16 protein-coding genes and 1 tRNA gene are annotated in these 15,645 nt (G+C 67.4%); 5 read left to right on the forward strand and 12 right to left on the reverse strand.

The annotated features are described in order from the left end of the window. Positions 1–10: 10 nt before the first annotated feature. The gene (locus K8O92_08955) at positions 11–223 is read right to left on the reverse strand and encodes a hypothetical protein (protein UAK34002.1); all 213 of its coding nucleotides are present in this window, start codon (positions 221–223) and stop codon (positions 11–13) included. Between the two features lie 97 nt (positions 224–320). Here K8O92_08955 and K8O92_08960 point away from each other — a divergent pair, with 97 nt between their 5' ends. Then, positions 321–857 carry a peptidylprolyl isomerase gene (locus K8O92_08960; GenBank protein UAK34003.1) on the forward strand — a complete coding sequence of 179 codons (537 nt, stop codon included), beginning with the start codon at positions 321–323 and terminating at the stop codon, positions 855–857. Positions 858–861: 4 nt separating this feature from the next. After that, complete coding sequence (locus K8O92_08965) at positions 862–1,734, forward strand: rhomboid family intramembrane serine protease (GenBank protein ID UAK34004.1); 873 nt, start codon at positions 862–864, stop codon at positions 1,732–1,734. Positions 1,735–1,806: 72 nt separating this feature from the next. Here the strand turns inward: K8O92_08965 and K8O92_08970 are convergent, their stop codons facing one another. Together K8O92_08970 and crgA are read right to left on the reverse strand one after the other, a co-directional pair. Continuing rightward, positions 1,807–2,292, reverse strand: a complete 486-nt coding sequence (locus tag K8O92_08970) for a PH domain-containing protein (GenBank protein ID UAK34005.1) — start codon at positions 2,290–2,292, stop codon at positions 1,807–1,809. A gap of 92 nt (positions 2,293–2,384) precedes the next feature. Further along, the gene (gene crgA, locus K8O92_08975; protein ID UAK34006.1) at positions 2,385–2,648 is read right to left on the reverse strand and encodes a cell division protein CrgA; all 264 of its coding nucleotides are present in this window, start codon (positions 2,646–2,648) and stop codon (positions 2,385–2,387) included. A 97-nt stretch (positions 2,649–2,745) separates the two neighbouring features. Between crgA and K8O92_08980 the strand changes: the two genes are divergently transcribed. Then, positions 2,746–3,390 carry an aminodeoxychorismate/anthranilate synthase component II gene (locus K8O92_08980; GenBank protein ID UAK34007.1) on the forward strand — a complete coding sequence of 215 codons (645 nt, stop codon included), beginning with the start codon at positions 2,746–2,748 and terminating at the stop codon, positions 3,388–3,390. Then, positions 3,387–4,067 carry a dihydrofolate reductase family protein gene (locus K8O92_08985; GenBank protein UAK34008.1) on the forward strand — a complete coding sequence of 227 codons (681 nt, stop codon included), beginning with the start codon at positions 3,387–3,389 and terminating at the stop codon, positions 4,065–4,067. Before K8O92_08980 ends, K8O92_08985 begins: the two co-directional genes overlap by 4 nt. Positions 4,068–4,251: 184 nt before the next feature. On the opposite strand, the gene K8O92_08990 is transcribed toward K8O92_08985, so the two are convergent. The 8 genes from K8O92_08990 to K8O92_09025 all read right to left on the reverse strand — a co-directional run bounded on the left by K8O92_08990 (position 4,252) and on the right by K8O92_09025 (position 14,742). Further along, complete coding sequence (locus K8O92_08990) at positions 4,252–4,671, reverse strand: CBS domain-containing protein (GenBank protein UAK34009.1); 420 nt, start codon at positions 4,669–4,671, stop codon at positions 4,252–4,254. Positions 4,672–4,778: 107 nt separating this feature from the next. Next, entirely contained in the window at positions 4,779–6,680 is a 1,902-nt protein-coding gene (gene pknB, locus K8O92_08995; GenBank protein ID UAK34010.1) for a Stk1 family PASTA domain-containing Ser/Thr kinase, read from the reverse strand. Continuing rightward, a complete protein-coding gene (locus K8O92_09000; GenBank protein UAK34011.1) occupies positions 6,677–8,197 on the reverse strand; it encodes a protein kinase in 1,521 nt (506 codons plus the stop codon). Before K8O92_09000 ends, pknB begins: the two co-directional genes overlap by 4 nt. A 37-nt stretch (positions 8,198–8,234) precedes the next feature. Further along, positions 8,235–9,701 carry a penicillin-binding protein 2 gene (locus K8O92_09005; protein UAK34012.1) on the reverse strand — a complete coding sequence of 489 codons (1,467 nt, stop codon included), beginning with the start codon at positions 9,699–9,701 and terminating at the stop codon, positions 8,235–8,237. Beyond that, positions 9,698–11,182: an FtsW/RodA/SpoVE family cell cycle protein gene (locus K8O92_09010; protein ID UAK34013.1), complete on the reverse strand. Its 1,485-nt coding sequence runs from the start codon at positions 11,180–11,182 to the stop codon at positions 9,698–9,700. Before K8O92_09010 ends, K8O92_09005 begins: the two co-directional genes overlap by 4 nt. After that, a complete protein-coding gene (locus K8O92_09015; GenBank protein ID UAK34014.1) occupies positions 11,182–12,681 on the reverse strand; it encodes a protein phosphatase 2C domain-containing protein in 1,500 nt (499 codons plus the stop codon). The genes K8O92_09010 and K8O92_09015 overlap by 1 nt, the downstream gene beginning before the upstream one ends. Next, positions 12,678–13,145, reverse strand: a complete 468-nt coding sequence (locus K8O92_09020; protein ID UAK34015.1) for an FHA domain-containing protein — start codon at positions 13,143–13,145, stop codon at positions 12,678–12,680. Before K8O92_09020 ends, K8O92_09015 begins: the two co-directional genes overlap by 4 nt. A gap of 205 nt (positions 13,146–13,350) precedes the next feature. Then, positions 13,351–14,742, reverse strand: a complete 1,392-nt coding sequence (locus tag K8O92_09025) for a DUF3662 domain-containing protein (protein UAK34016.1) — start codon at positions 14,740–14,742, stop codon at positions 13,351–13,353. Between the two features lie 225 nt (positions 14,743–14,967). Here K8O92_09025 and K8O92_09030 point away from each other — a divergent pair. Further along, a tRNA-Leu gene (locus K8O92_09030) sits at positions 14,968–15,050 on the forward strand. Positions 15,051–15,156: 106 nt separating this feature from the next. On the opposite strand, the gene K8O92_09035 is transcribed toward K8O92_09030, so the two are convergent. Further along, positions 15,157–15,585, reverse strand: a complete 429-nt coding sequence (locus K8O92_09035; GenBank protein ID UAK34017.1) for an ester cyclase — start codon at positions 15,583–15,585, stop codon at positions 15,157–15,159. Positions 15,586–15,645: the final 60 nt, after the last annotated feature.

Raw genomic sequence — 15,645 nt, forward strand, 5'->3', positions numbered from 1 at the left:
CGAGCCCGTGTCAGCGATCGTGTTCCGCGCCGGCTCCCGCGACGTGGGTCGGCGCGGAGCCGTTGCGGGAGTATCCGATGCGCGGCGGCGCGGGGGCGGGTTCCGGCTGCTGCGGCCGCCGGGCGCGGACCAGATAGGCCACGCCGCCCGCCAGCGCGACGGCGGCCGCGACGATGAGCCGGTTACGTGAACGCGAAGAGACATGCAGGCGCCCCGAGGTCATTGGACCACTCTATGCACAGCCCGGCGATTCGCGCAGGAGGCCCAGCTCACAGCGTGGTGCGGCCCAGTTCGGCGGTCTCGGCGCCGACCGTGGCACGATGGGCGGCGTGACCTCACCGAATCAGACATCCGTGGCAACGCTGCACACGAATCACGGCGATATCAAGCTCGCGCTTTTCGGTAACCACGCGCCCAAGACGGTCCGCAATTTTCTAACTCTCGCCGACGGTTCGGCGCCGTACACCACCGCGAACGCCAGCGGAGGCAACACCGGCCCGTTCTATGACGGCGCCCTGTTCCATCGTGTGATGGCGGGCTTCATGATCCAGGGGGGCGATCCCACCGGTACCGGTCGCGGCGGCCCGGGCTACGAATTCGGCGACGAGTTCCACCCGGAGTTGCGGTTCGACCGCGGCTACCTGTTGGCGATGGCCAACGCGGGCCCTGGTACCAACGGCTCGCAATTCTTCATCACGGTCGGCCCGCAGCCGCACCTCAACCGCAAGCACACGATCTTCGGTGAAGTCGTGGATCCGGACTCCCGCAAGGTCGTCGACGCGATCGCGACCGCCAGGACCGATCGCAACGACCGGCCCATCGAACCCGTAGTCATCACCAAGATCACGATCGAATGAGCTCATGAATCCCCAGCCGCCCGCACCTTCCTGCGTCCGCCACCCGAATCGTCCGACCGGCCTGGCCTGCACGCGGTGCGGGCGGCCGTCTTGTGCCGAGTGCCTGCGTCCGGCGGCCGTCGGCCAGCACTGTGTCGACTGCCTGCGTTCGGATCAGCGCAGCGTCGCGCCGGTGCGCACCGTTTCCGGCGCGGCGGCTGCTCGCACGGCCGCGCCGTACGTGACCTACGCGCTGATCGCGTTGAATGTAGTGGTCTACGCGATCACCGCGGCCCAGGCGAAGAGCCTGATGGACAACCAGCGTGGCTCTGCCCTGTTCTTGGACTGGGTGCTGTACGCGCCCGCGGTCGCGGAGGGCGAATGGTGGCGAGTGCTCGGTTCCGGCTTTCTGCACTACGGGCCGATCCATCTGCTGCTGAACATGTTCGCCCTGTACGTCGTGGGCCGGGACGCCGAACTGGTGCTCGGCCGGCTCCGCTATCTCGCCGTGTATCTGGTCTCGCTGCTCGGCGGGTCCGCCGGGGTGATGTTGTTCGCGCAGAACAGTCTCACGGCCGGTGCGTCCGGCGCGGTGTACGGCATGTTCGGCGCGATCACGGTCATCCTGATCCGGCTGCGGCAGAACCCGAATCAGATGCTCATCATCATCGGCATCAACGTCTTCATCAGTCTGTCGCTGCCCGGAATCTCGCTGTGGGGGCATCTCGGTGGTCTGGCCGCGGGGACACTCGCGACGCTCGGCATCCTGTTCCTGCCCGGTTGGTTGCAAGTGAAGACGCCTGAGACGGCGCGGGCGATCGGCTGGGTGGCGGTAGCGGTCGTCGCGATCGCGGCCCTGGCGACGGTGACTGTGAGTGCCCTCACTTTGGCTGCCTGACAGCGGGATTCGCTTCACGTGAAACATTCGGCGTCCGGCCGCCTCGGATTGCTCGAGGTCCCGGACGCGGAGTCAGCGGGCCTTGTTTTCGGTGAGCCGTAGCGCTTCGACCAAGTCGCGGTAGACGAACTCCGGGTTGGCGCCCAGATCCCAGCGGCCGAAGATCAGCAGTCGATCCGAGCCGTCGCGCTCGACGTCGATCTCCAGCATCGGCATCTTGCGCCCCAATCGCCGGTAGCTCACCACCCGCGCGCGAATGATCTGATCGGGGACGTACTCGTCCGGTCCCGTCAGTGTGCGGACTACCAAGCGAGGGTGTGCCCCGGACACGACGGAGAGGCGAGGGCGTTGCCGGAACCCGAGTCCGGCCAAGGCGAGGAGTCCGACGGCTGCCAGTCCCACGAGCAGACGACTGGGCGCGTCGGTGGTCACGACCGCGGCAACGGCCAGGACGATGCCGCCCACCGTGACCGCGACGAGCGCGGCTGTGGGCGTGGTCCAGGCCAGGCTCGGTTCATCGCGGTCCCGCGGGCCGGGGACCGGGGGCTCCGGATTCACAGCACTCCTCAATCGCTCCTCGAGTTGTCCACAGGCTCATCCACAGGTGTGCATGAATGACACGTCTGTAATCCGTCTTGACGCGGCGGAGCTCAGCGCCAGCGCATCGTCATGATCAGGCCGACCACCATCAGGCCGAAACCGATCAGGAAGTTCCATGCGTTGAGGTCGTTCATCCAGCTGATCTGCTCGGCCGCCAAGTAGTAGACGAGCAGCCACACCAGACCGGCGAGCATGAACCCGAGCATGATGGCGACATACCAGACCGGAGACGGCCCAGCCTTCACCTTCACCGGGGTCCGGCTGGCAGGGTTGATCGTATAGTCGGTCTTCTTACGGACCTTCGACTTGGGCATGACGTCCTCGTATTCGGCGTGCAGGTCGTGGTCTCTAGGCTATCCCAACAGGTAATGGATGCGACGCCGCGCCGGGCAGGGACGTAATCTCGATGCCATGCGTGTTCTGGTCGTCGACAATTACGACAGCTTCGTCTTCAACCTGGTGCAGTACCTCGGTCAACTGGGTGTCGATGCCGTCGTCTGGCGTAACGACGATCCGAACCTGGCCGACGTAGACGCGGTCGTGCGCGACTTCGACGGCATCCTGATCAGCCCCGGTCCCGGTACTCCCGACCGTGCGGGCGCGAGCATCCCGTTGGTGCGCGCGTGCGCCGAACAGGCTGTTCCGCTGCTCGGCGTGTGTCTCGGCCATCAAGCGATCGGCGAGGCGTTCGGCGCCACCGTCACCAGGGCTCCGGAGTTGCTGCACGGGAAGACGAGCGAGGTCTTCCACATCGGCGCCGGCGTGCTGGCCGGTATGCCCGACCCGTTCACCGCCACGCGGTACCACTCGCTCACCGTGGTCGAGGACACCCTGCCGGAGGAGATCGAGGTGCTCGGACGCACCGAGAGCGGGATCGTGATGGCCATGCGACATCACACGTTGCCCATTCACGGCGTGCAGTTCCATCCGGAATCGGTGCTGACCCAGGGTGGGCACCGGATGCTGGCGAACTGGCTCGGCGTGTGCGGGAAGCGTCCCGCCGAAGGTTTGGTGCGGACGCTGGAGGCGGAGGTCGCCGCGCTGGTGCTGCAGTGACCCGTCCGCATGTGCTGCTGTCGGTCGCGGTGAGCCTCGACGGGTACATCGATGACGCGAGCCCCGAGCGGCTGCGCTTGTCCGACGCGGCGGACTTCGATCGCGTGGATCAGGTCCGCGCGGAATCGGACGCGATCCTGGTCGGCGCGCAGACCTTGCGCAGCGACAATCCGCGCTTGCTCGTCGACAGCGCCGAACGCAGGGCGGCCCGCGTCGCGGCGGGTAAACCGGAGTATCCACTGAAGGTGACGGTCTCGGCTGGCGGTGACTTGGATCCTGAGCTGCGGTTCTGGCACCACGGCGGCGACAAGCTCGTGTACACCACGACGGCAGGCGCGCCGGAACTCGCCGCCCGGCTGACCGGACTGGCCGAGATCGTGGATCTCGGTCGCGAACTCGATTTCGGCGCACTGCTGGACGATTTGGGCGGACGCGGCGTCGATCGCCTCATGGTGGAGGGCGGCACCCGCATCCACACCGCGTTCCTCGCCGCCGATCTGGCCGACGAACTGCACCTGGCGGTCGCTCCCGTCCTGGTGGGCGACGCCGCGGCGCCACGCTTTCTCGGCCCGGCCGACTTCCCGGGGGCGCCGCACCGCAGGATGCGACTCGCGGGCGTGACCCAGGTCGGTGATGTCGCCGTGCTGCGATATCTGCCGAAAACCGACCAAGCCTGACGCCGGAGTCGCACGCCGAATATCGCGTGCTGGAGCACGCGCCGACGCGCGGCCGCCCGTGGTCGGCATCAGCTCGCAGCGCATCGACCGGGCGCCGACGAGGCAGTCACGCCGACCGAAAGCGGCGACGGGAGTGACGCGAGGAGGCAGTTTCGCTGAACCGCCCCCTGCGCCGGTCCGAAAGCTAAGGACGCCCGTATACGGCGGTCACGAACTCGCCGAGCTGGTTGTCGTCCAGGTGCCTGGCCAGGTCCGCCTCACTGATCATGCCGACCAGCCGTTTGTTCTCGATCACCGGCATGCGCTTGACCCGGTTGCTTTCCATCTCATCGAGAACGACCTCGATGTCGGCGTTGGCGTCGACCCACCGTGGCGTCGCTTCGCACAGTTCAGACACCCTGCAGGCCGATGGCGACTTGCCCTGGGCGATGCACTTCACGACGATGTCGCGGTCGGTGACGATGCCGCACATCCGCTCGTTCTCGTCCGAGATGATCAAGGACCCGACATCGAGTTCGGCCATGGTGCGTGCGGCCTGCTCGATGGTCGTGTCCTTCTGGATCCACTGAACGCCGGGCTTCATGATGTCCTTGGCAGTGGTCATGAGCTACCTCCTCGTGCTCAGCTGCGCTGATTGGGATGGAGCAGCATCATTCTCCCGCAATTCACACCGGGTGGTCTCGTTTTCTCGATACCCGCGACCGCGGCCGGTCACGGCGGCCCGAGCACCCCCACGCCGACCAGGATGGCACTGTTCTTCTGGATCGAACTGCCCGCCGACGGTTGCTGGCTGAGGATGCGGCCGACATTGCCCGCGTCGAAGGTGCCCTGCGGAGACTGGCTGATCTGACTGGTGCTACCGGTCCAGCCTTCGGCGCGCAGCTTCTCCACGGCCTGCGAGACGGTGAGACCGAGCAGCGACGGCATCTTGAGATCACCCGCGGACACCTGGACGGTGACCGTGGAGCCCTTCTCCGCGTTGCTGCCGCCCGCCGGACTGGAAGCGACCACTTCGCCTTTGGGCTTCGAAGACTGCACCTCTTGGATGACGACCTTGAATCCGTTGCCCTCGATGTTCGGTTGCGCCACGTCGATCGACTGGCCGACGACGTACGGGACGCGGACCGCCTCGGGGCCGGTGCCGATCGTGACGACGACCTCCCAGTCGACGTCGACCTTCGAGCCCGGTGACGGATTCTGCTCGATCACCTGATCCTTCTCGGCGGTGCTCGACGGTATGCGCTCGACGTTCGGGTTCATCCGCAGGCCCTTGGAGTTCAACTCCTGCTCGGCCTGCTGCTGGGTGAGACCGGTGAGCTTCGGCACCTGTACCTGCGCGGGCCCGGTGGATACCTGGACTGTGACGGTGCTTCCCTCATCGATCCGCGAGCCGCCGAGCGGCTGTGTCGCGATCACGTTGCCTGTGGCGACCTTGCTGTCGGGCTTCTGCTGTATCGCCACCGTGAAGCCGAGCTTCTGCAAAGCCTCCTGAGCCTGCTGCGAGGTTTTGTTGGACAGGTCGGGAACGGCGACCTGATCCGGTCGGCTTCCCGGCCCGAGCAGCACCCAGAACAGCGCGAACACCACGGCGACGGCCGCGACGGCCCCGAGGGCGATATAGGCAGGCCGACGCTGGCCGTTCGGTTCGGCCGGATCCTGCTCGGCGGTGTCGTCGTCGCGCTCGACGGTGCGGTAGCTGCGCGGCGGGGGCTCGTCCGCGCCCATGATGGTGGTGCGGTCCTCGTCGGTCATCACCATCGGTGCGCTGGGCTTCTGGCCGCCGAGCACCCGGATCAGGTCGGCGCGCATCTCGGCGGCGGTCTGATACCGGTTGGCCGGGTTCTTGCTCATCGCCTTGAGCACGACCGAGTCCAGCTCGCGCGGTACCCCGGGATGTACGTGCGAAGGCAGCCGCGGATCTTCCCGGACGTGTTGGTAGGCGACGGCGACCGGCGAGTCGCCCGTGAAAGGTGGCTCGCCGGTGAGGATCTCGAACAGCACACAACCGACGGAGTAGACGTCCGAGCGGGCGTCCACGGTTTCGCCGCGGGCCTGTTCCGGCGAGAGGTACTGCGCGGTGCCGATCACCGCCGCGGTCTGCGTCATCGGGTTGGAGCTGTCGGCGATCGCACGCGCGATGCCGAAGTCCATCACCTTCACCGCGCCCGAGCGGTTGATCATGATGTTCGCGGGCTTCATGTCGCGGTGCACGATTCCGGCCTTGTGGCTGAAATCCAATGCGGCGCAGACATCCGCGATGATCTCCATCGCGCGGCGCGGCGGCATCGGCCCTTTGCCGCGCACGATGTCGCGCAGCGTGTCGCCGTCCACGTACTCCATCACGATGTACGGCAGTGGACCACCGTCGATCTCGGCCTCGCCGGTGTCGTAGACCGCGACGATGGCGGGGTGGTTGAGCGCTGCGGCGTTCTGCGCTTCGCGCTTGAACCGAAGGTAGAAGGTGGGGTCGCGAGCCAGGTCCGCCCGCAACACCTTGATCGCCACGTCCCGGCTCAGCCGGACATCGCGCGCCTTGTGCACCTCGGACATACCGCCGAACCCGATGATCTCGCCAAGCTCGTAGCGAGACGAGAGATTCTTCGGGGTCGTCATGGCTGTCCTTGCGAAGGAGTGGCGAATCCGCTGCGGGTAGCCGAGGGACCTCGGGCGCCGGGAATCTCCGGGAATGGTATTTCGATGGTGGGGACGCGCGGCCGGGTGGTGGTGGCCGAGGGCGCGGTTGTGGTCGGCTTCGTCGTGCTCGGTGCCGTGGTGGTGGGCGGCGGGGTGGTCGTCGTCGGCTCCGGGGTCGTGGTCGTCGGCTCGATGGTGGTCGGTTCCGGGGCTTCGGTCACCACCGGAGGAGGTGCGGGCTTGGGTGTGGTGGTGCTGGCAACCGGCGGGGCGGGCTTCGGGTTCGGCACGATCGCCGTGGTCGGCGAGGGCGTCGATCCCGGGTTGGTGTCCCCACCGAACAGCAGGAAGACCGTGAGGGCACCGAGCAGCACGGCGCCGATGCCGAGCCCGGCCAGCCATTTCTGTGTGGGGGTGAAGCGTTTGTCGTCGCCGGGCGGTGGATTGCCCGCCGCGCCACGGCTGAGCATGGTGGCCGGAGCTGCGACCGTACCCGCGCGATTCGCCGCGTCCACCGAGCCGGCCGCGGGCGTCGAGTAGCGCACCGTCGCACCGTCGAAGTCGGCTGACGCGGAGGGGATCACGGCGGTCGGGCCCGGTGGGAGCACCCGCGTGGCGCCGGTCAACGGCGCGGCGGGGTGGGCTCCACTCGGCGGAGGCGGACGCCGGCCCGCGCGCACCGCGGCGGCCGCGTCGGCGAACTCGCCACCGCTGGCGTATCGGCGGGTGGGGTCCTTCTCCATCGTGATCTCGATCAGTTCGCGCACGTTGCCGGGAAGGTCGGCAGGCATCGGAGGCGGAGTCTCGCGAACATGTTTCATCGCGACGGTGAGCGCCCCCTCGCCGGTGAACGGCCGCTGTCCGGCCAGCACCTCGTAACCGACCACGGCGAGCGAGTAGACATCGCTGGCTGCGGTGGCGTCCTCGCCGACCGCCTGTTCCGGCGCGATGTACTGGGCGGTGCCCATCACCATGCCGGTCTTGGTGACCGGGGAGGCATCCACCGCCTTGGCGATACCGAAGTCGGTGATCTTTACCTGGCCGGTGGGGGTGACCAGGATGTTGCCCGGTTTCACGTCGCGGTGCACGACGCCCGCGCGATGCGCCACCTCCAGCGCTCGCCCGGTCTGCTCGAGCAAGTCCAGGCCCTGGGCCACCGACAATCTGCCGAGCCGGTTGAGCACGGTGTTCAGCGGCTCGCCCTGGACGAACTCCATAACCAGATAGGCGATCTCGCTGCCCTGCGGATCGATGGTCTCGCCGTAGTCGTAGATCCCCGCGATACCGGAATGATTCAGCTGGGCGGTGGTCTTCGCCTCGGTGCGAAATCGATGCCGGAACGTCGGGTCGGCCGAGAACTCCGACTTCAGCACCTTGACCGCGACCCGGCGGTCCAGCCGCGTGTCCAGCGCTTCCCAGACTTGGCCCATGCCGCCGGTCGCGATCAGTCGCTGCAGCCGGTACCGGTCGGCGATCATCGCACCGTTGTTCAGCATCGAGGTCCCCGTACCTTCACTCGCACATCCATATCGTTCAGCCCCCTCGAAGACCGGCGTCCAAGACCGCGCGAGCCACCGGCGCGGCCACCGAACCACCGGTCGCGGCAAGCGCCCGGTCCCCACCGTTCTCCACGATCACCGCGATGGCGATCTTCGGGTTCTGGGCGGGGGCGAACGCGATGTACCAAGCGTGCGGCGGCGTGTTGCGCGGGTTGGACCCGTGCTCCGCGGTGCCGGTCTTGGACGCGATCTGATAAGGGGTCCGGCCACCTCCGGCGGTGTTGCTCTCCGACGCGATCATCAGGTTGGTCAGGTTCGACGCTACCTCTGCGCTGACGGCTTGGCCGACCGAGACCGGCTTGGTCTTGGACAGTTCACTCAGATCCGGGCGCTGCAACTGATCGACCAGATATGGCTCCATCCGGACGCCGCCGTTGGCGATAGTCGCGGCGACGACCGCGTTCTGCAACGGCGTCAACGCCACGTCGCGCTGCCCGATGCTGCTCTGCGCCAGCGCCGCGTCATCGGGAATCGTGCCGACGGTGCTCTCCGCCACCGGCATCGGAATCCCGGGGTGCGGTCCGATACCGAACGCGGCCGCTTCGTCCTTGAGTTTCGCGGCGCCCACCTTGACGCCGAGTTCGGCGAACGCGGTGTTGCAGGAGCGCCGGAACGCCTCGAACAGCGAAGCGGTCGGGTCGGGACCACACGTGGAGCCGTTGTAGTTCTCCAGTGTGGTGCTGGTGCCGGGCAGCGTGATATTCGGCGCGGCGGTGAACTGGTCCTCGGGAGTCGCGACGCCGTTGGCCAGCGCGGCGGCGGTGACCACGACCTTGAACGTGGACCCGGGCGGGTAGGTCTGGGAGATAGCGCGATTCAACATGGGATGGCGCGGATCCGCACTCAGGGTTTCCCACGCCTGGGTGCCGCGTGCGCCGTCGTGCCCCGACAGCAGATTCGGGTCGTAGCTCGGCGTGGACACCATGGTGAGGATCTTGCCGGTACTCGGCTCGATCGCCACCACCGAGCCGGTGTAGCCCTTGCTGGTCAACTGGTCGTAGGCGACCTGTTGCATCGCCGGGTCGATCGTGGTGAGCACGTTGCCGCCCCGCGGATCACGTCCGGAGATCAGGTCGACGAGGCGGCTGCCGAACAGTTGGTTGTCGGAGCCGTTGAGTACCGAGTCCTCGGACCGTTCCAATCCGGTGCTGCCGTACTGCATCGAGTAGAAACCGGTGACAGGTGCGTAGGCCTCCGGCTCGGTCGGGTAGGCGCGCAGGTACTTGTAGCGGTCGTCGGTCGCGACCGAGCTGGCCAGCACGGTGCCGCCCGCCGAGATCTGCCCGCGCTGGCGGGCGTACTCGTCCAGCAGCACCCGGGAGTTGCGTGGATCGGAGCGCAGGTCGTCGGCCTTGATCACCTGAACGTAGGTGGCGTTGGCCAGCAGCGCGACGACCATCACCATCACCGCGACCGCGACTCGGCGTAGTGGTGTGTTCATGTCAGGGGCCCCGCCTCGGGTCGTCCCGCGTCGCGGCGCAGCAGTTCCGTCTGCGCGTCGGCGAGTGGTGCCGGCTCCTTCTTCCGCACCGGGGCGGGTGCGCGGGCGGCGTCGGAGATCTTGATCAGCAATGCCAGCAACGCGTAGTTGGCCAACAGCGAAGAGCCGCCGTAGGACATGAAGGGTGTGGTGAGGCCGGTCAGCGGAATCAGCTTGGTCACACCCCCGACGACGACGAACAGCTGGATCGCGATGGTGAACGACAGGCCGGCCGCGAGCAGCTTGCCGAAGCTGTCGCGCACCGCGAGGGCGGTGCGCAACCCGCGCACCACGAAAACCAGGAACAGCACCAGCACCGCGGTGAGCCCGATCAGCCCGAGTTCCTCACCGATGGTGGTGATGATGAAGTCGGTCTTGGCGAAAGGCACCTGGTTGGGCCTGCCGCTGCCCAGACCGGTCCCGGCGAGACCGCCGGTGGCCAGGCCGAACAGTGACTGGGAGATCTGATAGCCGGTGTTGTTGTAGTCGTCGAACGGGTGCAGCCAGGTTTCCACCCGGACCCGCACATGGCCGAACAACTGGTAGGCGAAAACGAATCCGAGGGCCAGCAGTCCGCCGCCGATGACCAGCCAGCCGACCCGTTCGGTGGCGATGTAGAGCATCACGAGCACCGTGCTGAAGATCAGCAGTGAGGTACCGAGATCCTTCTCGAACACCAGCACGCCGATGCAGACGATCCAGACCGCCAGGATCGGGCCGAGGTCGCGGCCACGGGGGAACTCCATGCCGAGCACGTGGCGACCGGCGGCGGTGAACAGCTCACGCTTGGCGACCAGCACCGATGCGAAGAAGATGATCAGCAGGATCTTGGCGAACTCACCCGGCTGGACGCTGAAGCCGGGCAGCCGGATCCAAATTTTCGCGCCGTTGGTCTCGGAGAACTTGCTGGGCAGCAGTGCCGGGATGGTCAGCGCGACGAGACCGATCAGGCCGAGCGTGTAGCTGTAGCGGGCCAGGGTGCGGTAGTCGCGCAGGGCGATCAGCAGCGTGATGAACACGAGCGTGCCCAGCGCGGTCCACAGGATCTGCTGCGTGGCGTCGGGCGAGGGGATCGCCCACGAGTTGTACGCGGCAGTCTGCTGATCGGCCAGATCGAGCCGATGGATCAGCACGAGACCGAGCCCGTTGAGCAACGCGACGATCGGCAGCAGCAGCGGATCGGCGAACGGAGCGAACCGCCGCACGGCCAAGTGCGCGATGGCGAACAACGCCAGATAGGCCAGCCCGTACTTGGCGATGTCCCAGGTGATCGACTGTTCCTGACTGGCCTCGACCAGGAACAGGGACACGGTGGTGATCACCGCCGCCGCCGCGAGGAGCAACAGCTCGACATTTCGTCTGGTGCTCGGCGGTGGCGCGGGAGCGAAGCCGCCCGGGGGACTGGGAAAAGCTCCAGCCGACGGCGGTGCCGGCGCGGACATCAGTCCGTCACCCGGCAGTTCTCCCCCGTGGTCTGGGGGTTCGGCGATGCGCTCGACGGCGCGGCAGGAGCCTCCGACTTCGTCGGCGTCTTGATCTCGGAGCCTCTGGCGTCACCCGGTTCCGGCGCCGGGGCCGGCGCGGGTGCACCGGTTGCCGGGGCGGGCGGCGCGCCGTTGGGCGCGGGAGGTGCGGGCTCGGCGGGCGGGACGATGCCCGGCTGCGGTGCCGTCTCCTTGACCGGGCACGGCGGCAGCAGCTCGCGCTGGGCGAGATAGGTCATCGAGTCTCTGGCCTTGTCCAGCGAACCCGGCGGCAACCCCTTGTCCACCTGATCGCGTCCGGTCTGCTTCAGATCGCTGACCTTCAACGGCTTGCACGAGGACGGCACATCCGCGCCGGGCTCGGTCAGGGTGAGTTCACCGTTGCGGGTGACGCAGCCGACCAGATTCACGTCGTGGATCGAGTAACCGAGGATCGAACCGGGCAGCCCGCGCAGGATCACCACCGAGCCGTCGTCGGCGCCGACGTAGTAGTTGCTGCGAATCATCTTGTAACCGACCACGAGCCCCACGCAGACGGCGACGACGAGCGCGAGTGCGAGCACGATCCAGCGCAGCCGGTGCGACTTCTTCGCGGGCGGTTCGGGGGCGGCGGCGGCCCGGCGCGGCGCGGCGCGCGGCGGACGCAACGCCGACGCCCGGCCCGCGGCCGTGTTGGGCGGAGGCGAGTCCTCGTCGACGCCGGACGCGGCGCCCGCCACGATCGGGTGGCTCTGCCCGTAGTCCAGATCGATGACGTCGGCCACGACGACGGTCACGTTGTCGGGACCGCCGCTGCGCAACGCCAGCTCGATGAGCCGGTCGGCGCACTCGTCGGTGGTGCCCTCGCGCATCGTGTTCGCGATGGTCTCGTCGCTGACCACATCGGAGAGACCGTCGGAGCACAGCAGGTAGCGGTCACCGGCGCGCGACTCGCGCATGATCAGCGTAGGCTCGATCTCGTTGCCGGTGAGCGCGCGCATGATCAGCGAACGCTGCGGATGCGTGTGTGCCTGCTCCGGTGTGATTCTGCCCTCGTCGACCAGCGACTGGACGAACGTGTCGTCCCGGGTGATCTGAGTCAGCTCGCCGCCGCGCAACAGGTAGGCGCGCGAGTCGCCGATGTGCACGAGCCCGAGTTTCTTGCCCGCGAACAGGATTGCGGTGAGCGTGGTGCCCATGCCGTCGAGCTCGGGCTCCTCCTCGACCTGATCGGCGATGGCGGCGTTGCCTTCCCGGGTCGCCGCGTCGAGCTTGCCGAGCAGATCGTCGCCGGGCTCGTCGTCGTCGAGGTGGGCGAGCGCGGCGATCATCAACTGCGAGGCGACTTCTCCCGCGGCATGGCCACCCATGCCGTCGGCGAGTGCCAGCAGGCGGGCGCCCGCGTACACGGAGTCTTCGTTGTTGCCTCGGACGAGACCGCGGTCGCTGCGCGCTGCGTAGCGGAGAACGAGTGTCACGATCGCAGCTCGATCACTGTCTTGCCGACACGGACCGGCGTGCCGAGCGGAACGCGGACGGCGGTGGTGACTTTCGCGCGATCGAGGTAGGTGCCGTTCGTCGAGCCGAGGTCCTCCACGTACCAGTCGTCACCACGCGGAGACAACCGCGCATGCCTGGTCGAGGCGTAATCATCGGTGAGTACCAGCGTGGAATCGTCCGCACGCCCGATCAGCACCGGTTGGGTGCCGAGCGAGATGCGGGTGCCGGCGAGTGAACCCTGAGTCACCACAAGAAATTTGGCGCCCTTCTGGCCCCGGCTGAAGGAAGGCAGCACCGCGGAACCGCGAGCGGCCCTGGGCTGAATCCGAATGCCGGATGCCGCGTAGATGTCGCTGCGCAATGTGCGCAGCACAGCCCACACGAACAACCACAACAGCAGAAGGAACCCCGCACGGGTCAGTTGCAGGATCAGTCCCTGCACGGCGCTCCACCTCCTGTTCGACCGTGTACGTCGGTGCCGTAGGTGCGGTTCGACCACCCCCACCAGCCTGCTGGTCTTGCCGGCCCCGGTGTCGGCGCCGCGCGTGTGTTGGCAGCATCATAGGGCCGTCGGTCGACTTCGATCACGATACGACCGACGAATCCCTCGAGAGCCATGTCGTGACCTGCACCGCGAGCTTACGGGATCAGACGATACGGATCAGGATCTCGGAGTGCCCGGCACGGATGACATCGCCGTCGGCGAGCTGCCAATCCTGCACGGGAGAGCCGTTCACCAGGGTGCCGTTGGTGGAGCCCAGATCGGACAACATCGCGGTCTGCCCGTCCCAGCGCACCTCGATGTGCCTGCGCGAGACGCCCGTGTCGGGCAGGCGGAAGTGCGCGTCCTGGCCGCGGCCGATGATGTTGCTGCCTTCCCGCAGCTGGTAAGTCCGGCCGCTGCCGTCGTCCAGCTGGAGGGTCGCCGAATAGCCGGAACCGGCCTGCGGCGCGGCGCCGTAGCCCGGTGCGCCCGCGTACCCCTGCGGAGCGCCGTAGCCTGGTTGCTGCGAGTATGCCTGACCGTAGCCGCCCTGGTCTTCCTGAGCGTAGCCACCTTGATCGGCGTAGCCCTGGTCGCCGTAGCTCGGATCTGTGTATCCGGACTGACCATAGCCGGGCTGTCCGTAGCCCGGCTGCCCGTAGCCGGGTTCGGCGTATCCCTGCTGCCCGTAGCCCGGTTCGCTGTAACCTTGCTGGCCGTAGCCCGGTTCGCCGTAGCCTGGCTGACCGTAACCCGGCTCGCCGTAGCCCGGCTGACCATAACCGGGTTCGCCGTAGCCCGGCTGGCCGTAACCCCGGTCGGCGTAGCCGCCCTGCTGGCCGTAGCCCGCTTCGCCGTAGCCCTGCTGGCCGTAGCCCTGGCCACCCTGCTGGTAGTCGTAGCCGTTCTGGTAGTCGCCGTAACCCTGCTGCGCGTCCGGGGCCTGGTAATCCGCCCCGTACGCGCCGCCGCGGCCGTAGTCGTCGCGGTACGCGCCGTTCTGCGGACCGCCGCGACCGGCAGGTGGTGGGGCGTACCCGCGGTTGCGTGGATCGGACTCCGCGGGCTCACGGCTCGGGTCGTAGCCTGAGTTCTGCGTCATGGGGCCAGCTCCTGGTTGCGGGTTTGCAGGTCGTTGTGGCGGTGATTCGGGGCCGCGAGCCGCGCTGGCTCTGTGTCCGACGTCGGGATCGACGCGGCCACTCGCCCTGAACTGTCCGGTGTGCAGCGTAGGTGATGCCTCGAACGCCACGTGTACTTCGCCGTAGGTCTGCCAGCCTTGGTCGCGGATGTAGTCCTGGAGGTGTTTGGCGAACGCGCGGGTGGTGAGGTCGTGGTCGGCAGCCAGCTGTTGGTGATCGGAGGAGTTGATCGTGATCACATAGCTGTTGGGTGCCAGCAGATGCCCGCCGCCCAGTTCCTGGACATGGTCGGCGGCCTCGCGTTGCAGCGCCGCCTCCACCTCCTGGGGTACGACACTGCCGCCGAATGCTCTGGCGAACACGTCACCGACGGCGCCTTGCAGGCGACGCTCGAATCGCGAAACGATGCCCATCTCGGCCTCCCTTCGGTGAGCGTCTCTTCCTGATTCGTAACAACGACACGCGAGTATGGCGTGTCGTCAATCGACCACGTTCATTGCATGATATCCACGATCGTCCACACCTGTAACTCTCGGCGACGGCCCGAGGTTCCCAGGTCTGTCCAGCCCCCCGGTCAGGCCTCTGAAATGGCGATTTCGTATCCGGAGCGCGGCCGTGATACTGTCTCCCAGTCGCTCGGGCGAGTGGCGGAATGGCAGACGCGCTGGCTTCAGGTGCCAGTGTCCTTCGGGACGTGGGGGTTCAAGTCCCCCTTCGCCCACAAATTGCGGAAAGCCGCGTATCAGATTCCTCCGATACGCGGCTTTCCTGTTTCGTTGCCCCCGGGCGGTTGCCGATGGAGTTCGTCATCGGCGGCAGGGGACCGGTCACGCCCGTCCCACGGTGGGGAGTACGCCCAGCTGCTGCAAGAACCCGAGCACGTCCTTGTCGGACCACTTCTCGGCGATCTTGCCGTCTTCGATCCGGTGGATCGCGGTTCCGGTCATCCTCAGATCGTGACCCGTCGCCGGGATGCCCGGCAGGTCTCCGGTGTGGCGGCCGTAGGCGGTGAGGCGGGTGACGACCCGGTCGCCTTCGGCGAGTTGGTCCTCGATCTCGTGCCGCCCGGGAGTGGCGTCCCAGAACATGCGGAACGTCTGCTTCAGGCCCTCGCGGCCCGGACCGATGCCGGGGAACGGGGGAGGCGAATGATCGAGGTAGTTCTCGGCGACCAGCTCGTCCATCGCTTCGATGTTTCCCGCGTCGATCTCGCGATAGAACCGGCGGATCAGCGCCTTGTTGGCCTCCAGCGACATGATCGACCTCCTCCTCGAGTGCCGGGCCGTGAGTGGCGGTGGCGGTCACCCGAGTCTCGC

The organism is Nocardia asteroides (genome assembly GCA_019930625.1).
GTDB lineage: Bacteria > Actinomycetota > Actinomycetes > Mycobacteriales > Mycobacteriaceae > Nocardia > Nocardia sputi.